Origin of the sequence: Mitsuokella apri, assembly GCF_047974105.1 — a bacterium.
Classification (GTDB): Bacteria; Bacillota; Negativicutes; order Selenomonadales; family Selenomonadaceae; genus Mitsuokella.
In genome coordinates, this window is the sequence record NZ_JBHYRS010000001.1 from 599,635 (window position 1) to 620,490 (window position 20,856).

At 52.2% G+C, this 20,856-nt stretch carries 19 protein-coding genes; 3 read left to right on the top strand and 16 right to left on the bottom strand.

What is annotated here, in order from left to right; translation table 11 throughout:
• Nucleotides 1-70 precede the first annotated feature (70 nt).
• The 4 genes from ACE419_RS02825 to rsmH all read right to left on the bottom strand — a co-directional run bounded on the left by ACE419_RS02825 (nucleotide 71) and on the right by rsmH (nucleotide 4,353).
• Nucleotides 71-1,336: a PucR family transcriptional regulator gene (locus ACE419_RS02825; protein WP_435720923.1), complete on the bottom strand. Its 1,266-nt coding sequence runs from the start codon at nucleotides 1,334-1,336 to the stop codon at nucleotides 71-73.
• A 123-nt stretch (nucleotides 1,337-1,459) separates the two neighbouring features.
• Complete coding sequence (locus ACE419_RS02830; protein WP_435720924.1) at nucleotides 1,460-2,173, bottom strand: phosphatase PAP2 family protein; 714 nt, start codon at nucleotides 2,171-2,173, stop codon at nucleotides 1,460-1,462.
• Nucleotides 2,174-2,249: 76 nt separating this feature from the next.
• Nucleotides 2,250-3,149, bottom strand: a complete 900-nt coding sequence (locus ACE419_RS02835; protein ID WP_435720925.1) for an NAD(P)/FAD-dependent oxidoreductase — start codon at nucleotides 3,147-3,149, stop codon at nucleotides 2,250-2,252.
• 109 nt (nucleotides 3,150-3,258) lie between these two features.
• A complete protein-coding gene (gene rsmH / locus ACE419_RS02840) occupies nucleotides 3,259-4,353 on the bottom strand; it encodes a 16S rRNA (cytosine(1402)-N(4))-methyltransferase RsmH (RefSeq protein WP_503128867.1) in 1,095 nt (364 codons plus the stop codon).
• A gap of 209 nt (nucleotides 4,354-4,562) precedes the next feature.
• Here rsmH and ACE419_RS02845 point away from each other — a divergent pair, with 209 nt between their 5' ends.
• Complete coding sequence (locus ACE419_RS02845) at nucleotides 4,563-5,870, top strand: dicarboxylate/amino acid:cation symporter (protein WP_435720926.1); 1,308 nt, start codon at nucleotides 4,563-4,565, stop codon at nucleotides 5,868-5,870.
• 95 nt (nucleotides 5,871-5,965) lie between these two features.
• Here the strand turns inward: ACE419_RS02845 and smpB are convergent, their stop codons facing one another.
• From smpB to ACE419_RS02880, 7 genes are all read right to left on the bottom strand, one after another.
• Nucleotides 5,966-6,439 carry an SsrA-binding protein SmpB gene (smpB, locus tag ACE419_RS02850; protein ID WP_432646138.1) on the bottom strand — a complete coding sequence of 158 codons (474 nt, stop codon included), beginning with the start codon at nucleotides 6,437-6,439 and terminating at the stop codon, nucleotides 5,966-5,968.
• Nucleotides 6,440-6,462: 23 nt separating this feature from the next.
• Nucleotides 6,463-9,174, bottom strand: coding sequence for a ribonuclease R (rnr, locus tag ACE419_RS02855; RefSeq protein ID WP_432646137.1), 2,712 nt, complete (start codon nucleotides 9,172-9,174; stop codon nucleotides 6,463-6,465).
• Between the two features lie 68 nt (nucleotides 9,175-9,242).
• Nucleotides 9,243-10,010, bottom strand: coding sequence for an alpha/beta hydrolase (locus ACE419_RS02860; RefSeq protein WP_435720927.1), 768 nt, complete (start codon nucleotides 10,008-10,010; stop codon nucleotides 9,243-9,245).
• Nucleotides 10,011-10,069: 59 nt separating this feature from the next.
• Nucleotides 10,070-10,282 (bottom strand): preprotein translocase subunit SecG, encoded by a 213-nt coding sequence (gene secG / locus ACE419_RS02865; RefSeq protein WP_295631409.1) that lies wholly within the window; start codon nucleotides 10,280-10,282, stop codon nucleotides 10,070-10,072.
• A 189-nt stretch (nucleotides 10,283-10,471) separates the two neighbouring features.
• Entirely contained in the window at nucleotides 10,472-10,684 is a 213-nt protein-coding gene (locus ACE419_RS02870) for a hypothetical protein (RefSeq protein ID WP_432646135.1), read from the bottom strand.
• Between the two features lie 220 nt (nucleotides 10,685-10,904).
• Nucleotides 10,905-12,332, bottom strand: a complete 1,428-nt coding sequence (gene pyk, locus ACE419_RS02875) for a pyruvate kinase (protein ID WP_432646134.1) — start codon at nucleotides 12,330-12,332, stop codon at nucleotides 10,905-10,907.
• Between the two features lie 318 nt (nucleotides 12,333-12,650).
• A complete protein-coding gene (locus ACE419_RS02880) occupies nucleotides 12,651-13,247 on the bottom strand; it encodes a cytidylate kinase-like family protein (RefSeq protein ID WP_435720928.1) in 597 nt (198 codons plus the stop codon).
• A 265-nt stretch (nucleotides 13,248-13,512) separates the two neighbouring features.
• On the opposite strand from ACE419_RS02880, the gene ACE419_RS02885 reads away from it, so the two are divergent.
• On the top strand, nucleotides 13,513-14,358 hold the full coding sequence (locus ACE419_RS02885; RefSeq protein WP_435720929.1) for an AraC family transcriptional regulator: 846 nt from the start codon (nucleotides 13,513-13,515) through the stop codon (nucleotides 14,356-14,358).
• Nucleotides 14,359-14,450: 92 nt separating this feature from the next.
• Here the strand turns inward: ACE419_RS02885 and ACE419_RS02890 are convergent, their stop codons facing one another.
• Complete coding sequence (locus tag ACE419_RS02890; RefSeq protein ID WP_432646247.1) at nucleotides 14,451-15,614, bottom strand: Gfo/Idh/MocA family protein; 1,164 nt, start codon at nucleotides 15,612-15,614, stop codon at nucleotides 14,451-14,453.
• A gap of 87 nt (nucleotides 15,615-15,701) precedes the next feature.
• The gene (locus ACE419_RS02895) at nucleotides 15,702-16,628 is read right to left on the bottom strand and encodes a TIM barrel protein (RefSeq protein WP_435720931.1); all 927 of its coding nucleotides are present in this window, start codon (nucleotides 16,626-16,628) and stop codon (nucleotides 15,702-15,704) included.
• Between the two features lie 479 nt (nucleotides 16,629-17,107).
• Between ACE419_RS02895 and ACE419_RS02900 the strand changes: the two genes are divergently transcribed.
• Nucleotides 17,108-18,028, top strand: a complete 921-nt coding sequence (locus ACE419_RS02900) for a sugar phosphate isomerase/epimerase family protein (RefSeq protein ID WP_295631236.1) — start codon at nucleotides 17,108-17,110, stop codon at nucleotides 18,026-18,028.
• Nucleotides 18,029-18,161: 133 nt separating this feature from the next.
• Here ACE419_RS02900 and ACE419_RS02905 read toward each other — a convergent pair whose 3' ends face one another.
• The 3 genes from ACE419_RS02905 to narJ all read right to left on the bottom strand — a co-directional run bounded on the left by ACE419_RS02905 (nucleotide 18,162) and on the right by narJ (nucleotide 20,856).
• Nucleotides 18,162-19,514 carry an amino acid permease gene (locus ACE419_RS02905; protein WP_432646249.1) on the bottom strand — a complete coding sequence of 451 codons (1,353 nt, stop codon included), beginning with the start codon at nucleotides 19,512-19,514 and terminating at the stop codon, nucleotides 18,162-18,164.
• Between the two features lie 135 nt (nucleotides 19,515-19,649).
• Nucleotides 19,650-20,315, bottom strand: a complete 666-nt coding sequence (narI, locus tag ACE419_RS02910; RefSeq protein WP_432646250.1) for a respiratory nitrate reductase subunit gamma — start codon at nucleotides 20,313-20,315, stop codon at nucleotides 19,650-19,652.
• Entirely contained in the window at nucleotides 20,308-20,856 is a 549-nt protein-coding gene (narJ, locus tag ACE419_RS02915; protein WP_432646251.1) for a nitrate reductase molybdenum cofactor assembly chaperone, read from the bottom strand. The genes narI and narJ overlap by 8 nt, the downstream gene beginning before the upstream one ends.

Consider the following 20,856-nt stretch of genomic DNA (forward strand, 5'->3'; position numbering starts at 1 on the left):
TCCGTCCGGCAGCAGGAGCTTCCCAACGAAAAAGCCATAGAAATATTATATCGTTGCCCCTGTTTGTGCGTCAATGGCTTACTGCCTCTTCCCCGCCGTGTATTTTCTCATGGACACTGCCTGCGTTGCCGACATAGCCGCTCGGCAGAATATGCATATCGACGAGGATCTCACGCACGCGCACCGCTGCGTAAAGATTAAACCGCACATCCGGGTCATTGAGGTCGCGCGCCAAAAGCTGTTCAATCTTATCGCTGCGGTAACGCACCGTATTGACGTGGACGAACAGTTCTGCCGCCGTCGTCGTATAATTGAAATTCGTTTCCAGCAGGAGCTTCAGCGTGGCCAAAAGGTCTGCATCGTTCTCACCGTCATAATCGAGCAGACGGCCGAGAGCCGTACGGCAGAACTCAAAAGCAGACTCTACTCCGCCGGCGAAAATATTGCTGACGATGCCGCAGTCATGATAATAGCGGAAAAAGCCCTGCTCATGCTTCGTCCTGCCGTAAGAAAGTGCCAAACGCGCCTCCCGGTAGCTCTTCTGCAGGTCAGAGAGTGCATGCATATTCCCGATGCCGCAGGAGAGCAGCAGTTGATGGCGCTTGGAAAAATCGCGCTGCCACTGCTGCAGGATACGGTGCATGCATTGTTCATGTTCATGGACCGGATGCTCTGGAACGGTCTCAATCTCCGGCATGATGACAACGCCACGGCCATGCCATACCAGAGGACAGACCATGGCATCATTGTACTGATGCATGAGCTGCAAAATACTGGCCTTGAAATCCACTTCAATGGATTCAAACGGCTGTTCTTCCGATTCCACCAGCATGACGCGGTAAGACTGCTTCTCATCCAATTCAATGCCGCTCTGCTGCAGAAGATTCTCCAGCCTTGACTTCACGCCAGCAAAGGCGCTGGTCAGGATTTCATCTGTCACGCGGCTGATTTCCTGTCCGACTTCGACCTTGCTGCGCAGAAAATACATCAGGGCCAGACGTGCCGTGAGAGCAGTCTGCAGTAGTCCGTCAATGTCCTTTTCCGCAACACGGCTGACGAACAGGAAAAGGCGCAGCTCACTGTCTTCAAGGCTCACCTGCAGGACAAACAGCCGTCTTTCTTCCATATAGTAGTACTGGTCATCTGTAAAAGACGGCAAATGCTGTAAAATCTTGCGAATGGTCTCGGACACCGGTATTTTTTCCGGATAGTATTCCCTGCCATCCCCCGTAACCAGCAGAAATGGTTTTTTTAGAATTTTCTTTAAATCATTTCCGAGTCCGTCAGCTCCCTGAGCGATACTCGTCTGCAGTAGTTCAAGTGACTTTTGTTCCAAAGTATCTTCACCCTTTTTCAAAACACCTTCTTTTCATTATAACACAGAGCTCCGCAGGCAAAAATATTCCAGAGATAAAAATAAGTGCAACTGGCCGCTTTTTCTGCGCGCTGCACTTATGGTTTATTTTGTTTTTCTATGAGGCAAATGCTGGTCAAAGAAACCGATGACGCGGTCAGAAGCCGGCGTCAGCAGCATCCATGCGAGGACAATGCTGCAGATGGAACCCGCGCCGACCACGACATCCGTCAGCCAATGAGCGCCCGACATGATGCGCGGCAGCGAGAAAATCACGACGACCAGCAGACTTGCTGCAAAGGCCTTTTTCCCGAAATAGCGCAGCATGTAAAACGTGAAGATGAGCAGCATCATGCCATGGTCTCCGGGGAAACTCGTGCTGGACCAATCCTTGGCCGGCCAGCCCGTAAGCTCCGAGACACGCAGCACGGGGATGCCCTGCAGCGTAAAGAATTTCGTGGCACTCGGGCGCTCAAAGCCCAGCAGCATGTCGAACTGCTTGGCAATCACCGCAGTGACCAGCATCGTCAGGCCAATGCAGACCATCCAGCGCCTGCCCTTCGCATCCTGCTGCCGGTAATAATGATAAAATATCCCGAGCATGAAGAGAAAAGCCACGGCATCAAAAGGACGCAGATTCGTGAAAGCTACGAGATAGAGGAATGCCTTGCTCTCGCCGAGCAGATGATTGAAAAAGAAAAATACATTGGCATCAATCGTGAACCAAAAACCATTTTGTCCCGGAATCAGCCAGCTCGCAAAGAGCACTGTGCCGAAAACCGTAAAGCCCAATACACTGAGCCATCGCTTTGTAGTCAAGAGATCATCCTTCTTTCTTATTCCTAAAATTTCTCGAATGAACTCTTATTATACCACACACCGGCTAAAAAGTACGTCAAGACTGCTTCTGCGCCTTTTTCTGCTTTTCCCGCACATAGCGCAGAGCGGAAAGTCCCGCGACAGAGCCTTCATAGACTGCCTTTGACACCTGCAGGAGTCCTCCCGTGCAGTCGCCGGCCGCAAAAAGGCCGGGCACATTTGTCGCCTGTTTGGCATCGGTCTTGATATTCGAACCTTCAAGCAAAGCTCCGATTTTACGGGCGAGCTCCGTGCTGCCAGCCGTGCCAATGGCCAGAAAAACACCGTCCACAGGAAGCTCACTGCCGTCTGCCAGACGTACGCGCTCAACACGGTCTTGGCCTTCAACGGCTGCCAGTTTTTCGGTGTGCAGCTCGATAGTCTCCGGAAGCCGAACAGCCGGCTTTTCCCCATTGGTCAGCAGCAGGACTTTTTTCGCATGAGGCAGCAGGACCTGCGCCTCATGCAGGGCATATTCTCCGGAACCGATGACGGCAACGGTCTTCCCGCGGAAAAAGAACGCATCACAGATGGCACAGTAGCTCACGCCTCTGCCCTCAAATTCACGGATGCCCGGAAGCGGCAAAGTCGCGCGGGCCGCGCCGGCCGCCAGTATGACAGCCGGCGCAGAAAAAGTATGCTCTCTGGCTTCCGCCTTAAACCCATCAAAAGTATCATTAAAGGCAAGTCCCAAAAGCTCATCTTCCACGATATGTACGCCAAGGCGTTTGACACCGGCAGCACCTCTCCGCAGGAGCTCTTTGCCCGCGATTGGCTCGGCAAAGCCATAATAATTCTCGATTTTATCCGTCTTTGCAAGCCCACCGGTCTCAATGCCCTTTGTCACGATGGTCACATCAAGGCCGCCGCGGCGCGCATAAAGAGCAGCCGACACGCCGGCCGGCCCTGCACCGATAATCAGAACATCCGTCTTCATAGGAATCCCTCCAAACATCACGATAACATCATGACTTTTATTATAATGAGGAATTTTGCATGCGTCCGTGAGCTAATCACATAGGCATCCGACCTGCCGTTTCCCGTTTTTATTTCGCCCTGACTGCCCAGCGCAGCTTTGTCGAATGTGCACGGCTGTTCTCATAACACTCTTCACGGCTCGGCCGGATGACGTCACGCGCGATATCTTCATAAATTCCCTGTTTATAAAAGGTCTTGAAGGCCTTCTTGACGATGCGGTCTTCACCGGAATGGAACGTCAGGATGGCTGCACGGCCGCCCGGAGCGAGAGCTGCCGGCAGCTTTTCCATGAATTCATAAAGGACTTCGTATTCATGGTTGATGTCAATGCGCAAAGCCTGGAAGACGCGCGCACTGCTCCTGCGGATGAGGTCGCGCCGCTCCGGCAGTCTGCCCTTTTCGTCGCGCTGCAGCCTGACTTTCTGCAGTGCTTTTTCAATGACTTCATATAATTCCCGTGTCGTCCGGATTGCACGATGGCGCTCCGTGCGGATAATCTGTCTGGCAATTTCTTCAGCATACGGTTCATCGGCATTCTCCTGCAGCATGCCGATGAGCTCATCCAAGCTCACTTGCTGCAGCCTCTCCGCCGCGGAAATGCCCGCCTGCGGGTTCAGGCGCAAATCAAGCGGACCATCCGACTTGTATGTAAAACCACGCTCCGGATTGTCAATCTGCATGGAAGAAACGCCCAGGTCAGCCAGAACAAAATCAAACGGCCCGACTTCTTCCGCGAGCTTATCGATCTCGCAGAAATTCATTTGCCGCCTCTCCCAGATATCCGGGCCGTATCCCTTGGCGCGAATGCGCGCTTCCGTCTTTTTTGACTCAATGGGGTCGACATCGCCGCCATAGAGATGACCTTTGCCCTGCAGCTTCGCAAGCATCGCAAGGGTATGGCCGCCATACCCCAGTGTCGCGTCAAAGCCCCGTTCCCCCGGCTTGATGGCCAGAATATCGAGGATTTCCTTTACCATGATGGGAATATGTGTGCCCGCCGGTGTATTTCCCTTTGCCAGCACATGACGGATTTCATCCTGATATTTTTCCGGATTGAGCTCCTTGTATTTCTCCGCAAAATGGCGCGGATATTTGCCGCTGTAATGAATTCTGCGTTTATGGACAGGCTGCTCCTGACCTGATTTCATTTCTTCTGTCATCATGCGATTCGCCTTTCTTCTATATAAATAGTACAATAAGAAACATATACTGCACGTCGCTTTCCAGTATAGCAACGCTTTTTTATCGCTGTCAAAAAAATAAATGTGATATTTATCTCTTGACAGATACTGAGAAGCATCTTATAATGAATGACATATTAATCATATATGCTTTTCATAATTTATTTCATCATGTAGAAAGAAGGTATATTATGTCTGACCAGAACAATAAATCGGTCGACTCCATCAAAGATGAAGTTCTGCGTAAACGCCAAGGCGGCCAGGCCAAACAGATGATTCTGTGGTTCGGTGCCCTGATTCTCGGTGCCATCCTCGGCTGGCTGCAGATTCCTGCGCTCAACGACCTCTTCAACTTCGTGGCTACGGTATTTACCCGCCTGTTCCAGTTCATCGCCGTACCGACGATCGCGCTGGCCGTCATTACGACGCTCTCCGCACTCGGTGCCAAGAAGGATACGGGCCGCATCTTCGCCCATGCCGTGACGTACACGCTGCTGACGACCATTGCTGCTGCTTCCATCGGGCTGATTCTCTATCTCTGGATTGCTCCTGGCAATCTGCCGGCCGATATCATCGGTGCCGGTGCGTCGGATGTGCCGATGCAGAAACTTGGCTCTCTCTCCTATTACGACCACTTCCTCTCGGTCATCCCGAATAACATTTTGCAGCCGTTCCTCGCCGGCAATGTCCTTTCGGTCATGCTGATTGCAGCTTCCGTTGGCCTTGCCCTCGCCTTCATGCCGAAGACGGAAAACCGCGAAATCCTTTTAAAAGGTCTTTATGGCCTGCAGGAACTCCTGTTCACGCTGATCCGTGCCCTGCTCTGGGCTCTGCCGGCCGGCATCCTCGCCTTTGCCGCACAGCTCTCCTCGCAGATTGAAGCTGGCGTCATCGTCGGCGCACTCGGCAAATACACGCTCGTCGTGCTCGGCGGCAATTTCATCCAGTTCTTCCTTGTCATTCCGCTTTTCCTGCTGGCCCGCGGTCTCAATCCGCTCTACGTTTTCCGCAAAATGGCTCCGGCCATTGCCGTTGCCCTCTTCACGAAGAGCTCGGCCGGCACGCTGCCTGTCACGCTGGCTTCTGCTGAAGCACGCCTCAAGGTCAATCCGCGCGTCTCGCGTTTCGTCCTGCCAATCTGCACGACCATCAACATGAACGGCTGCGCGGCCTTCATTCTCGTCACCTCTTTGTTTGTCATGCAGAATGCCGGTTTTGACCTTTCTCTCGGCACCATGATCACTTGGCTCTTCGTCGCCGTGCTCGCTGCCATCGGCAATGCCGGCGTCCCGATGGGCTGCTACTTCCTGACGCTTTCCCTCATGAGCTCTCTGGGCGCACCGCTTGGCCTCATGGGTGTCATCCTGCCGATCTACACGATCATTGATATGATTGAAACAGCAGAAAACGTCTGGTCCGACTCCGCCGTCTGCGCTATGACGGATCACGACCTGAAGGGCAAGATTGAAGATTCCCGTCAGGAACCAGTCGAAGCCTGATACAGCGCACCGATACAAACAGCATATCAAAAAAACCAGCCATACGGCTGGTTTTTTTATGCCTGAAACAAGCATTCACATTTTCATAACGCTGATCAGTAACGCTGACGGTCCTTGAGAGCCCGTTCAATTTCGCGTTTGGCGGCCTTCTCATGAAGGTCCTGACGCTTGTCGTAATTGTGCTTGCCCGATGCAAGCGCAATTTCCATTTTCGCGCGGCCATGCTTGAAGTAAATCTTGAGCGGCACGAGCGTAAATCCCTTTTCGCGCGTCTTGGCAAAAAGCTTGATGATCTCTGCTTTGTGCATCAGGAGTTTTCTGCGGCGCAAAGGATCATGATTGAAGATATTGCCCTGATCATACGGACTGATATGCATATTTTCTACAAAAATCTCGTTGTTCTGGATGCTCGCATAGCTGTCCTTGAGATTCGCACGGCCAGCCCGCAGGGATTTGACTTCCGTTCCCTGCAGGGCAATGCCGGCCTCGTACGTTTCATGTATGAAATAATCATGACGGGCCTTGCGATTTTCACAGACCGTCTTGATACCTGCATTCTTTCTTCCCATTTATCTCACCTGAGTGACACTTTTTATTTATTTGCAGCCGTACCGCCCTCTGTCTTGCGATGCGGACGCGGGCGATGCTTCGGCGCATTTTTTGCTTTTTCGGCTTTCGTCTCTTCACGCAGTTTCTGTTCGTGATAGCCCGGCGGATCCGGCCAGACGGCATTGTTGAGCCCCGTGACAGTCACGCGGTGATAATCGCGGTCACGGCCATTTTCACGGTCGCGCCGCTCCTGACGATTCAGGGCACGGCTGCCGTGTTCATCACGTTTTTGACGGCCATTGCGGTCATCCTTATGCCTGTGTTCTGACTGACTGCAGTGCTGGCTTTCATGCAAAGAGAGCTTTTCGCCGGAAGCACCGCGGTTCTTTTTGCCATGACCGCGTTTTTTCTTCGACTTTTTCTCATCGGAACCATCCGAGGGCAGTTCTGCAATGATGTCGTCGACAGGACGGCGCGGCGGACGTTTTTTGCCCGTCTGCGGCCCATTTGCTCTTCCCACCGTCTTTGTTCCAGACTGCTTTTTATCATCGCGCGCAGGCTTCGCACCCTTGCTGCGTCCGCCGCGCACGGCATTTTTCATGGCCAGCGGGTCATAAGCGCCATTATCCTTGAGCACGAAGTCAAGATTGCGCTCTTCGACATTGGCGCGGACCAGCAGGACTTCGACTTCATCGCCAAGGCGATACGTCTTGTTCGTGCGCTCACCGACCATCGCAAACTGCTCCTCGCGGTATTCGTAATAATCGTTGACCATCGTCGAGACATGTACGAGCCCCTCGACGCCATTATCGAGCTCAACAAAGATGCCGAAGGCCGTAACACCGCTGATGATGCCGGAGAATTCCTCGCCGACAAACTGAGCCATGTACTCGATTTTCTTCATATCCGTCGTCTCACGCTCGGCTTCAATGGCCACGCGCTCACGCTCTGAGGCATGATCGGCGATTTCCGGCAGCATCGTGCGGAGCTTGGCCTGACGTTCAGCCGGAATTGTCCCCGTCGCAAACGTCTCACGCAGCAAACGGTGCACGATGAGGTCCGGATAACGGCGGATTGGCGAGGTGAAATGCGTATAATAGCGTGCAGCCAGGCCAAAATGACCGAGACTCATGTCGCTGTAACGGGCCTGCTGCATCGAACGCAGGGCTACCGTGCTGATGATGCGTTCCTCCGGTCTGCCCTTGACTTTCTCGAGCACCTGCTGGACGTCCATGGGCTTAATGTCACCCGTTTCCGACGGATGGATGAACAGGCCAAAAGCTCCCAACAGGTTATTGAGGCGTTCAATTTTCTCATCCGAGGGCTGCTCATGCACGCGGTACATGAAGGGCTGGTGTTTCGTATCCATATGACGCGCTACTGTCTCATTGGCAATCAGCATGCATTCCTCGATGATGGATTCAGCAAGAGACCCCTCACGCTTGATGAGCGCGACCGGATGACCCTGCTCATCGAGCTTGACTTTGACTTCCGGGACGTCGAAATCAATCGAGCCGCGGCGATGGCGCTTGGCCTTCAAGACATTGCGCAGATCCTCGAGCGTCATGAGCATTTCCCGGATATCCTGATTATCCGAATAGAACGGCTCTTCCTTCGTGACGAGCACTTTGTTGACAATATTGTACGTCAGACGGCGATAGACATGGATGACAGTCGGGATGATTTCATAGCTCGTGACCTCGCCCTCCGGTGAAATCTGCATCTCACAGGCCATTGACAGGCGGTCAACGCCGGCATTGAGACTGCAGATGCCGTTGCTGAGCTCCTTGGGCAGCATCGGAATGACGCGGTCGACGAGGTAAACACTCGTGCCGCGCTCACGTGCCTCGCGGTCAAGCGGCTGATTTTCGCGCACATACCAGCTGACATCCGCGATGTACACACCGAGAAAGAAGGAACCATCCGGGTTGCGGCGTGCAAAGACACCATCATCGAGGTCCTTTGAGTCCTCACCGTCGACCGTGACAATGGGCAGGTCGCGGCGGTCGCGGCGGCCGCGGTATTCCTCAGGCGATGGCTCCTGCTCCATATGGTCGGCAGCTTCCTGAACATCCTCCGGGAATGTCTCCGAGAGGTCATACTGACGCATGACGGACAGAACATCGACACCCGGATCACCGACTTTGCCGAGCACCTCGATGACCTTGCCCTCCGCATTGCGGCGGCGGTCCGGCCACTTCGTGATCTCGACGACGACCTTGCTGCCCGTCTTCGCACCGTGAAAGGCCTTCTTCGGCACAAAGATATCCTGACTGAGCTTCGTATTGTCCGGTGTCACAAAGCCAAAGGTCTTGCTGCTCTCAAATGTGCCGACAATTTTTTCATTGGCACGTTCAAGGATGCGGATGATCTCGCCCTCACGCGAACGCCCTTCTTCTGCAGCCGGCGTCACGCGGGCCACAACGCGGTCGCCATGCATAGCCGTATTGAGGTCTGTACCGGGAACAAAGACGTCTGTCTCCTCTTCCGAATCGCGCACATCCGGAATGATAAAGCCGAAGCCCTTGGCCGTCATCGACAAGCGGCCTACGACGAGGTGCATGCGGCTCGGGATGCCATAAAGGTCACTGCGGTTCTTGATGACAGCTCCTTCTTTTTCCAGTTCCTCCAAAGCCCGGTCAAACTCCACGAGCTCTTCTGTCGTCAGGTGCATGCCTTCAGCCAGATCCTCTGCCAAAAGCGGACGATATGCCTCCTCATGCATATACGCTAAAATACGTTCTTTTAAATCCATATTTTTTCTCCAATATATTCGTTATAATCCGTTTCTCTTTTTCATCCTGATTATTTTTACGACAAAATTCATCTCTGATGAAAATTGCCGGAAGCTGTCACCCGCTCGATAAAGCCTGCTGACTCCCGGAAAACAATGTCCCGTTCTTCCCCAACCGGAATCAGATGGCCCGATATTTTAAGCCAGACAAGCGATTTTTCACTGCTGCCCAGATTTTCGCGGATATACAGTGCGCTTTCCGCATCGGCCGTCCTGTCATTGAGACTGTGCAGGATAAGGGCCGGCACTTTAATCGATGGCAAAAGTTTTTTGGCGCGTTCAATGAGGTCGAGCATCTCATAGACCCCCATGAGCGGCATACAGCGATAGGTCTGATTCACAGCTGGCGGCACATCGCGGAGTCTGCGCCTTGCCTTGGGGACAAACCGGTTCAAGCAGGCTTCACGCGGCGGCAGCATGGAGATGCCGCGCTCTTCCGCGATATAGATAGGAGCTGACATCGAGATGACCCCAGCCGTTTCTTTTTCAGCCGCCAGCAGCAGCGCCAAAATACCGCCCATCGAATGACCTGCTGCGATGATGTGGTCACAGCAGCCGCGCAGAAGCGCATAGCCGTCACGCGCAGAATCCAGCCAGTCCTCGCCTGTCATATGGCTCATATCCTTGACCGTTGTACCGTGGCCGGCCAGCCTTACACCAAGTACACTGAATCCTTTTGCCTGCAGGTATCTGCCCATCAGCAAAAGTTCAGCCGGAACACCGGTAAAGCCATGAATGAGCAGAACGCCCGTCCTGCCTCCGGGCAGGAAAAAAGGCTCTGCTCCCTCCGTGATCATCTCTTACACCCCCTCTGCAAGAAAATTTCCCCTGCTCAAAAGCAGGGGATTTTCCTCAATCAATTCGTCATACGTGCAATCACAATCGTGATGACAGCAAACAGGATGGCAAAGATTACGGTCACGCGTGCTAAAAGTGCGTCCATACCGCGAGCCTTGCTCGAGAATACGGTATCGGCACCGCCGCCCATGCCGCCCATACCAGCGGATTTTGCCTCCTGACCGAGAATCGACGCAATCAGGATGATGCAGACGATGGCATCCAATATCATCAAAATGGTAAGCAAAAGATTGGCCCCCTTAAAATTACATACAAATTACTCTTCTAATCATACCATACAACCCATTCTTTCCGCAATAAAAATGGCTGAAACCTTTTCCTTGAAAGGTTCCAGCCATTCCATGCAAATCGTTGTACGTCGTGTGCTGCATTGTCTGCTTTGTTCATCTTTCGGTTGCCATCAATTCTCCCGCATTGCTGCTGAATCATTTTCAGTCTTCTGTCTCGAAAGAGGAATGCCATTATAGCATTTACTAGAATATTTTGCGGAAAAATAAACGGTATTGTTCTCTGCCTTAGCTACGGTATATGAGCCATGCACCATGTACATATAATCATCACTGCTGTGACGGCTGCGGTCCGGCTTCGGCGTCATCGTATCCAGCCAACCCATAGATACTCCTCCTTTTATTTATTCCAACTCTATTTACATCATATCACATCGTAACATATTTCTCAATAATTTTTAGAAAAAAATTTCGATTTATATATTTATAACATTTATATATGTTCAAAAAATACATTTGTCCATTTATAAAAGAAAAGCCACCGGAGAAAATCTCCGATGGCTTTGCCAAAAGTCAAGACAAACGTTCTGCCAAGACAGAATCCTGTCAGATCTTGTAAACGCGAATCATGTTCGTGTTATTGCCGACACTCGTCTTGCTCTGGAGCTTGATGCCGGACGTGATGATCGTCGTATCGCCGCGTTTAACGAAACCGTCTTTGACGGCTGCGGAAACAGCATTCGTGATCATCTCATCGACATCATGCCACTGCGTGCCGAGAATCGGATATACGCCCCAGCGCAGGTTGAGCTGACGGACGACCTTCTCATGCGGCGTATAAGCAACGATAGCTGCTTTCGGACGGTAGCGGGAAACGATTTTCGTCGTGTAGCCGCTGTCGGTCGGCGTGATGATAGCCGGAACTTCCAGTTCATAAGCCATCTGTACCGTAGCATGAGCAACGGCACGCGTACGGCTCTGGCTGTGCTCGAAGCCGCGCTCAACAAAGAGGTTCTTGTATTCCAGGGATTCTTCCATGCGCAGAGCGATGCGGTTCATCGTCGAAACAGCCTCAATCGGATAGTCACCGGAAGCCGTCTCACCGGAAAGCATGATAGCATCCGTACCATCGAGGATGGCATTGCCGACATCAGAAACTTCTGCACGCGTCGGACGCGGGTTGCGCTCCATGGAATCGAGCATCTGCGTAGCGACGATAACCGGCTTGCCGGCCTTGTTGCACTTGCGGATGATGGATTTCTGAATCAGAGGAACGTCCTCTGCCGGAACCTCTACGCCAAGGTCGCCGCGAGCAACCATGATGCCGTCCGAAACCTCGAGGATGGCATCGAAGTTCTTAACGCCTTCGAGGTTCTCGATCTTCGGCAGAATCTCCATGTGGCCGCCGTGCTCTTCGATAAGTTTGCGGATAGCGAGAACGTCCTCAGGACGCTGGATGAAGGAAGCAGCGACAAAGTCCATGTCCTGCTCGCAGCCAAAGACGATATCCTTCGCATCCTGCTCGGAGATTGGCGGCAGGCCGAGGGAGACGCCCGGAGCAGCAACGCGTTTCTTCGTGCTCATCTTGCCGCTGTTCTGAATCGTCGTGATGATGTCCTTGCCACGGATCTCGTCAACCTTCAGTGCGACGAGGCCGTCGGAGAGGAGCAGCGTATCGCCCGGCTTTACTTCCGTGTAAAGGCCCTTATGGTTGACCGATACATGCGTCTCATCGCCCGGGATATCCTCATACGTCAGCGTGAACTTGTTGCCCTTTTCGAGCATAACCTTGCCATCTTTGAACTCGCCAAGACGCATCTCTGGTCCCTTCGTGTCGAGGATCAGGGAAATGACTTTGCCAGCTTTCTTAGCCGCTTCACGTACCATGTTGATGCGGTTCAGATGCTCTGCATGGTCACCATGGGAGAAGTTGAAACGTGCACAGTTCATACCATTTGCGATCAAGGCATCAACTACGCCCGGTCTCTCCGTAGCAGGACCCTGCGTGCAGATAATTTTCGTCTTCTTTAACATGTGTTAATCCCCACCTATTCTTTTTACATTACCCTACTATATTTAGACGGATACAGCCGCGCACCGATTCGCAGCGGCATCCTGTCCCGGCCTGAACAAAACGAGGAAAATTCCTCTGTACAGTTTTATTCTACACTGTTTAGGCGGATAAGTAAAACCATTTCCACCAAATTCTCCTAAAATAAATTTATTCTGAAAAGTCATCGTCATAATCACAATTTATTAATCAGAGTTGGCTCTTTCCTGTCTGTCATCTGTACGAATTCGAAAGAAAAAAGAACTGCCGCAAAGCAGCAGTTCTTCTCAGCAAGCGGCCTCTCAGCCTCTTGGATTCTTCTTAATATAGTCGATGATGAGATCCGCAGCATCTTCGAGGGACAGATGCGACGTATTGATCATGAGATCATAGTGCTGCGGAGCACCCCAGGTCTGGCCCGTGTAGAACTCATAATACTGTTTGCGGCGTTTCTCTTCCTTGTTGAGGTCTTCAAGCGATGCGCCGTTGTAATCCGTCTTAGCACGCTCTTTGCGGAATTCATCGTCTGCATAGATGAAGAACGAATAGCAGTCCGGATTGTCTCTGAGGATATAGTCTGCGCAGCGGCCGAGGAAAACGGCGCTTTCTTTTTTGGCAACACCGAGGATGACCTTTGCCTGCTCGATGTACATGCGGTTGTGGCGCGAAACACGCTCGTAGCCGTAATCACCGAGATTGCCCATGCAGTTGGACGGCGTGTTGTAAGAAAGCTCTACGGCTTCCTCTGGGTCCATGCCGCCATCGATGTTGTCAGCAGCCATCTCGACAACCTTCTTGTCATAACGGCGTACACCGAGTTTCTCTGCGACGATTTTGGAGACCTCACGGCCGCCGCTGCCGAACTGACGCGAAATTGCAATCAACGTATGTTTTTCCATATAGCGTTCCTCCATATACACAATGAATATACTATCAAAATTTCCCTGATTTCCTTATTTCATACTTACAATATACTACACTGTTTCCAAAAATTCCACTGCCTTCTAGCCCAAAATCAGCAGATTTGTTAAAATAGAAGTAAGAAATTCACAACACGCAGAAAATCCGCCCATTGCGGCAATATGCTGACAAATTCAGCAGGCCTGGCCTGCAGGCGGGGTCTGCCGCCAATGAACCACCGATAATTAGAAAGGAAGGGGTTTCATGGCCTTCATTCCAGAAAAATATACTTCTGTATTCACAAAAGAAAACATGCCGCGGCTTGTGACATTTTACCATGCCAAAACACCGTATACTTCCATGCCGCGCACCATGCACCGCCATCAGGATGTAGCCGAATTCATCCTGATTACGGAAGGCAGCGGCATTCACATCATCGATGGACAGCGCTACTTCACAGAAAAAGGCGACCTGCTGCTGATTGGCGAAAATGTCATGCACGATGAATCTTCACCGGCCAACCGCAATCTTTCGATTTATTCCGGTGCTGTCCGCGGCCTGCAGCTCCCGCCCCTGCCTGCAGGACAGTTCCTAAAAAAAGGCATGCTGCCTGTACAAAAAACAGATTGCCTCTTTCCTTATTTCTGCCAGCTGCTCGAGCTCATGCAGCGCTGTGCTTTGGGAAAAGGTTTTCATCCGGAAGAAAGCATCAATCACCTGCTCTGTTCGTTCCTGCTGCTTATTATGGAGCTCACGAAGCAAAGCGTTGTACTGCCGCCCGAGGAACATAATCTCATGGACGCTGTGCGCAGTCATCTCGATGCACATTACGATGAAAACATCTCACTCGACGAGCTCGCCCGCAAGTTTCACATCAGCACCTATCATCTTGCCCATGCCTTCAAGGCATCCAGCGGCTACGCGCCGCTGCAGTACATCACGCGCCGACGCATCGGCGAAGCCCAGACTCTCCTCATCGATACCTCGCTGCCAATTACGGAAATCGCCATCCGCACGGGCTATAACAGCTCCAGTTATTTCAACAAAGCCTTCCATAAAATCACGAACATGTCACCGCGCGATTACCGCAAGGCCTATCGCAAAATCTGATTTTCAGTCAACTAATCAAAAAAATGCCGTTCTAAAAAGAGCGGCATTTTCTGTACAGCAGTCAGGATATTTTTGGGTTTGCAGGGTATAACTTAGTACTTGACCCAGACGGAGCCTTTCTTTGCGGATTCTACGCACTTTTCAACCCACTTGACGCCTTCGGCACCGGCATGGACATCCGGATACCAGAAGTCGACTTTCTCTCCCTTATTGGCCTTTTCCATGGCGATGGCAAAGCGGCGGTAGAGATTCGACCATGCATCGAACAGACCTTCCGTGTGGCCGCCGCTGATGCGGTCTTCTGCTCGTGCCGACGGATAGAGGTAAGCACCGCCGCGCTCGAGAATGCGGACAGGCTCGCCCTCAATCTCATACGTCAGCTGATTCGGGCGTTCATCGTACCATTCGACAGAAGCCTTCGAGCCGACGATGCGGACTTTCTGGCCGTGCAGCGCGCCGCAGTTGATGGCAGAAGCCCAGCAGGTGGCCTGTGCGCCGCCCTTGAGGTTCATGATAACAAAGGCATTGTCCTCGAGTTTGCGCGTCGGGATAAAGGATTTCGTCGTGCACATGAGGTTCTCGATTTCAAAATCCGGTACCATCGTCTCAGCAAGGAACAGCGGATGCGTGCCAACGTCACCGAGGACAAAGGATGGGCCGGCCTTAGCAGGGTCCATGCGCCAGCGGGCTGCGGAGTTCGTCTCCTCGACCGGCGTGTTGTAAGCGCCAAACGGGAACTGCATCTTGATGAGGCGGATTTCACCGAGGTCGCCGTGAATGACCATCTGGCGGGCCTGCTCGATAAGCTGATGGCCGGAATAGCCATACGTTACGCCGACAACGAGGCCTTTGCTGTCAGCGAGGTGAACGAGCTCTTCAGCCTGCTCCGTCGTGAAGCACAGCGGTTTTTCACAAACAGCATGGAAGCCGGCTTCGAGTACAGCCTTGCAGACTTCATAATGCAGGCCGTTCGGTACGGCAATCGTCACAGCTTCAATGCGGTCATCGGCGCTGCGTTTTGCTTCTTCTGCCAGCATCGTCTTGTAATCCGGATAGCAGCGTTCCGGAGCCACACCAAGCTGAATGCCGAAATCTTTGCCGCGTTCCGGATTGATATCGAAAGCACCGGCAACGAGCTCAAACGAACGGTCACGCAGGGCGGCACTTCTGTGGATATAGCCGATCTGGCTGCCGCGGCCGCCGCCAACCATAGCCCAACGAATCGGATGATCGAGTACTTTTTCACCGTTAATCATGATAAACGCTCCTTTTTCTTTTATCTTTGTCTTTTCTAAAACCCATCCCAAATGATTTGTATATTTTATGGATATTTCTGAACTTCTTTATTCAAAGCCGAGACTGTGCAGGTAGTCGCAGCTGGCCTTGACATCACGCAGGCTCGTCGCCACGTTGCGCGGGTCGCGCTCCTGCTCGACCGTGATATAACCGTTGTAATGAATCTCTTCGGTCAGTACCTTGTAAATGGCCGGATAATCGAGTATGCCCGTGCCGATTGGACACATCGAACCTTTGCCGCAGCCCTCGAAGAAACGGATGTGCTCGGAGAGGACCTCTTTATAAACCTTCTCGTTGATATCCTTGAAATGAACGTAATCGAGACGGTCTGCGTACTTGCGCAGCCATTCTACAGGGTCCATGCCCGAATAGCGCAGATGGCCTGTGTCAAGGCAAAGCCCCGCCGTTTCCTTCGGGATATCGCGCATTAATTTGTCGATCTCGTCGGCAAATTCAATGTAGCCGCCGGCATGCGGATGAACGACAGCGCGGACGCCCCACGAAGCGGCCTTTTCGGCAATGCCCTTGATGTGGTTCATCATGCGCGCCCAGTCTTCATCGCTGAGGCGCGGTGCCCTGTCGCTGTGACCGGCATTGTAGTCGCGCTCATCGTGGCCCCAGTCCATGACAGTGAGATACGGTGCCGGATAACGCTGGCCGGGTTCCGTTGGCAGCTTTGGCAGCTTCGTGATGATGCCGCAGATATCATCGACCTGATGCAGGACATTCTCATAATTGTTTTCGTCCAGCAGATTATCGAAGATCGTGCCAGCCACAATGCCGATGTGATTCTTCTCGAGCTCTTTGCTCACGACATCGATATCGAGCGGCAGATAGCCATACGGCCCAAGCTCAATGGCCTTATAGCCGGCCTGTCCTGCTTCGTAGAGGACCTTCTGCCAGGGCGGCAGATAAGGATTCTTGACGTCATCGACGCCCCAGCAGCACGGAGCACCTGTAATATGGATTGCCATGAAAAATTCCTCCCCTGATCTTTTTATTTGCTTCCCAAGTTTTGCTTGACCTTGTTTGTTCGTCTTGCTTGACCTTACGCTGTCATTATACGTCGAAATATGCCTGATTAATTCCACCATGTTGTCTTTCTTTCTGGCAAAACAGGCCTGTCCACATGAAGAAATGGTACAATCTTGTCCAGCTTCCTTATTATTCTTTTTTATTATTTCTCGTCAAAAAAATTTTTAAAAATTTTTTTCAGAGCAAACTTGCACAATCCTGCTGTTTCCGCTTCTTTTGTCAGCCACTGCTGAAAAATACTTGTACAATCCTGCTAAAACCGCGCCATTTCTAGGGTCACAGCATAGTCTGAACATTCTTGACAACGCCTTTTTATCATGGTATTTTATAAGCACAGCAAGAAAACAGCGCTGAACAAAAAATAATCACGCTGTCCGTACATATTGTTTCTTATCGTTTACAATCTGGAGGGTTTATCATGAAAATTGCATTTGATGTCGACGTACTGTCCAAACAGATGAGCATCAACGATCTCGTTCATCAGGTTGCCGACTGGGGCTATAAATACATCGAGCAGTCCCCGCATCCGCGCATCAATCCGTTCTATAAACACCCGCTGTTCTCCAAGGAATGCGAGGAAGAATACCGCAAGGCCCTCAAGGAGACGGGCGTCGAGATTTCCTCGTTCATCTGCGTTTACCGCTGGTCCGGTCCGACCGAAGAGCAGCGCAAGATGGCCGTTGCCAACTGGAAAAAGATGATTGAGATTGCCGTCAACATGGGCGTGCCGGTCATCAACACGGAGCTCTCGGGCGACCCGAATCAGCAGGAAATCTGCAACGGCATGTGGTTCCGCTCCATGGAAGAGCTGCTGCCAATCATCGAGCGCGAAGGCCTGCGCGTCGAGATTCAGTCGCATCCATATGACTTCTGCGAGCTCAACGACGAGACCTGCGACATGGTCAAGTCCTTCCGCTCCAAGAACCTCGGCTACGTTTACTCCTCCCCGCACGGCTTCTTCTACGACCAGGGCAAAGGCGATGTCCGCCACATGCTCAAATACGCCGGCGACGAACTCACGCACGTACTCTTTGCCGATACGTACAACCAGACGCTCGACTGCCGCTACATCCTGAACCCGCCGTCCCTGAACCAGCGCGGCCGCGAGGATGTTTCCGTCCATCAGCATCTGAACCTCGGCATGGGCGATGTCGACTTTGACGGCATCTTCGAGACCCTGCGCGAGATGGATTTTGCCAACAAGCAGCTCAAACCGGACGCTCCGAAAGTCGGCGGCGACAACATCGCCTGCGTCTCCATCTTCGGTTTCCCGGAGAAGATGAATGAATGGGCACCGCAGGCCCGCGAGCGCATCGAAAACGAACTGCTCAAAAAATAAAACCTTACCTTTATTCCTATATTCCTATCACTTCACTGTTCCAGCGAATCCCCATATGTGCAAAAAAATTCCAGCCTGAAAAGGCTGGAATTTTTTGCTTATATCCCACTTATATTTTATTTTAGAAGGAAACTTACATTCTGTGTCTGCGGTACTGGCAATAGCCGAACCAAAGCACCAACAGCCAGATGGGCAGGAACAGCACGGCGAGCTGCATGTCAGGAATCTGCGTCATAAAGAAGATGACGCCGGCCAGGAACACGAGAGACAGATAATTCGCCCATGGATAGAGGATGGCCTTGAACTTCGTATCTTTGTGATGCAGGCGGCAGTAAGCGCGGAACTTCAAATGCGTCACGCAGATGACGACCCAGCTGATGACAGCGGCACACGTCGCAATCATCATGAGGTACATGAAGACATGGCCCTGCAGGAAATAATTGAGCGCGACGACGATGAGCGTGATGCCCGAGGAAACGAGGATGCCGCGCACCGGCACGCCGTGTTTCGAGAGCTTGCGGAAAAAGGCCGGGGCCTCGCCCGTGCCCGCAAGGCCGTAGAGCATGCGGCTGTTGCTGTAAATCGCGGAATTGTAGACCGATACGGCTGCCGTCAGCACGACAAAATTGAGGATATGCGCAGCCGCCGGAATGCCGACATTATTGAAGATCTGCACGAAGGGGCTGGCCTCCATGCCGACCTTGTTCCACGGCCAGAGGGCCATGAGCACGACCATCGTGCCGACGTAGAAAATCAGGATGCGCCAAATGACCTGATTGATAGCGCGCGGAATCGTGCGGTCAGGGTCCTCTGCCTCACCAGCCGTGATGCCGATGAGCTCAATGCCGCCAAACGAGAACATGACGACGGCAATCGAAAGCGCGAGGCCCCAGAGGCCATTCGGCATAAAGCCGCCATTTGACCAGATGTTGCTGAAATTCTCCGGAAACGGCTGCCCGTTCGTGAAGAGCAGGCCGAGGCCTAAGAGAATCATGCTGACAATCGCGGCAATCTTGATGAGAGCCATCCAAAATTCCGCTTCGCCGTACGCCTTGACGTTGACGAGATTGAGCGCCGTGATGGCCACGAGGCAGACGAGCGACGAAATCCACTGCGGCAGGTCAGGAAACCAGAAATTCATATAAATGCCGACGGCCGTAAGCTCTGCCATAGAGACGAGCACGTAATTGAACCAATAATTCCAGCCCGAGAGAAATCCCGGGAAACGCCCCCAGTACTTTGTCGCATAATGACTGAACGAGCCCGATACCGGCTCATCGACGGCCATCTCTCCGAGCATGCGCATAATGAGAAAAATCACGATGCCGCCAATCAGATACGCGAGCATGACGGCAGGACCCGCGAGAGCAATCGTCGAAGCCGAGCCGTAAAAGAGCCCCGTACCGATGGCGCCGCCCAAGGCAATCATCTGCAGATGACGGTTCTTGAGGCCGCGCTTCATCTTTGTATTTTCCATTTTTATCATCTCCCAGAAAAACAAATATGTTCTCATTATACCATCATCTGTACTGGATTGACAGGTTTACAAAAAATAAGCGAAGCCCTGTGTAGACTTCGCTTATTTGCATTACGTATATGAACTTATGTCGTTACGATGTTCTCATTTGCGGCGATAGACGATATTGCTGCGCATGAGGTATTCAAACGGCAGGCTCAAACAGTGAACAAGACGCGAGAACGGGAAGACAATGGCCACCATCATCCACGTGAACATGTGGAACTGGAAGATAGCCGGCACGTCCTTCATCAGGCTCACATCAGGAGACAGCATGAGCACGGAGCGGAACCACGGCGAGATACTCTCGCGGTAGTCAAAGCCCGCTGAAATGTTCATGACCGTAGCCGTCGTGCCCGAAACGATGGCAAGCAGCAGCAAAAGATAAAGCAGCTTGTCTGTCGCGCTCGTATTGACCTGCATACGGGCACTGCCAAAGAAGCGGCGCTTCATGAGCCAGAGGAAGCCGCCGAGGAACAGAATGGCCGCAGGAATACCGCCGGCCAGTGAAATCATGTGATACGTCGCTTCGTCCGTACCAGCTGCTTCCGTGACAAATTTCGGTACGAGAATACCGATGAAATGGCCGCCAAACGCCATCAAGAGGCCCAGATGAAAAATCGGGTTCGCCCACTTCAGGCTCTTTTTATCGAGAAATTCACTTGATTTTGTCGTCCAATTGCGCTCCGATACCGTATAGCGGACAATCGTGCCGCCAATCAGTATCGTCAGGGCGATATACGGCAGGACGCCGTAGAAAAATTCATGCATGATATGCCTCCAATCCTGCCGTTTCCGTCAACACGAGGTCCAGAAGAAACGCATGCGGCAGCTTTGCCTCGATGAAACGCGAGCGCAGAAGCTCGACGCGCGGCTTGATTTTTTCAAGCACGTGGGAAGCCTTTTCTGCCGGCAGTGAAGCTGCGAGCTCCAAAAGGGCCGGCAGATAATCCGGCAGCTGCTTTTCGACATCGAGACCGTTCATCAGGAACAATTCTTTATAATGATGCATTTCTTCCGACTGCTTGCCAAAGTCCGTGCGTTCCTGCGTCGTCAGATAGAGATTCGTATTCTGCGAGAAATCAAAGGAACGCACATAAAGGTCTTCGTATTCCTTGGCTCCGTCCTTTTCCACGAAGTCGAGGAAGTCCGAAAATACGGAAACGGGCTGTTTGGCTTCAATTTCCTGCAAAGCCTTATGGCAGTCAGGGAGTTCCTGCCACCACGCAGCATCGGGATACTCAAAGAGATGGGATGTGAGCATCAGGACTTTCTGATAGTCTTCCATCTTTTTTTCCTTTGCATCGGCCAT

Bases quoted from the DNA above. Each gene is read 5' to 3' on its own strand.
- ACE419_RS02835 (WP_435720925.1), bottom strand. From the start codon at position 3,149: ATGAAGACGGATGTTCTGATTATCGGTGCAGGGCCGGCCGGCGTGTCG.
- rsmH (WP_503128867.1), bottom strand. From the start codon at position 4,353: ATGATGACAGAAGAAATGAAATCAGGTCAGGAGCAGCCTGTCCATAAA.
- ACE419_RS02845 (WP_435720926.1), top strand. From the start codon at position 4,563: ATGTCTGACCAGAACAATAAATCGGTCGACTCCATCAAAGATGAAGTT.
- smpB (WP_432646138.1), bottom strand. From the start codon at position 6,439: ATGGGAAGAAAGAATGCAGGTATCAAGACGGTCTGTGAAAATCGCAAG.
- rnr (WP_432646137.1), bottom strand. From the start codon at position 9,174: ATGGATTTAAAAGAACGTATTTTAGCGTATATGCATGAGGAGGCATAT.
- ACE419_RS02860 (WP_435720927.1), bottom strand. From the start codon at position 10,010: ATGATCACGGAGGGAGCAGAGCCTTTTTTCCTGCCCGGAGGCAGGACG.
- secG (WP_295631409.1), bottom strand. From the start codon at position 10,282: ATGATATTGGATGCCATCGTCTGCATCATCCTGATTGCGTCGATTCTC.
- ACE419_RS02870 (WP_432646135.1), bottom strand. From the start codon at position 10,684: ATGGGTTGGCTGGATACGATGACGCCGAAGCCGGACCGCAGCCGTCAC.
- pyk (WP_432646134.1), bottom strand. From the start codon at position 12,332: ATGTTAAAGAAGACGAAAATTATCTGCACGCAGGGTCCTGCTACGGAG.
- ACE419_RS02880 (WP_435720928.1), bottom strand. From the start codon at position 13,247: ATGGAAAAACATACGTTGATTGCAATTTCGCGTCAGTTCGGCAGCGGC.
- ACE419_RS02885 (WP_435720929.1), top strand. From the start codon at position 13,513: ATGGCCTTCATTCCAGAAAAATATACTTCTGTATTCACAAAAGAAAAC.
- ACE419_RS02890 (WP_432646247.1), bottom strand. From the start codon at position 15,614: ATGATTAACGGTGAAAAAGTACTCGATCATCCGATTCGTTGGGCTATG.
- ACE419_RS02895 (WP_435720931.1), bottom strand. From the start codon at position 16,628: ATGGCAATCCATATTACAGGTGCTCCGTGCTGCTGGGGCGTCGATGAC.
- ACE419_RS02900 (WP_295631236.1), top strand. From the start codon at position 17,108: ATGAAAATTGCATTTGATGTCGACGTACTGTCCAAACAGATGAGCATC.
- ACE419_RS02905 (WP_432646249.1), bottom strand. From the start codon at position 19,514: ATGATAAAAATGGAAAATACAAAGATGAAGCGCGGCCTCAAGAACCGT.
- narI (WP_432646250.1), bottom strand. From the start codon at position 20,315: ATGCATGAATTTTTCTACGGCGTCCTGCCGTATATCGCCCTGACGATA.
- narJ (WP_432646251.1), bottom strand. From the start codon at position 20,856: ATGGCCGATGCAAAGGAAAAAAAGATGGAAGACTATCAGAAAGTCCTG.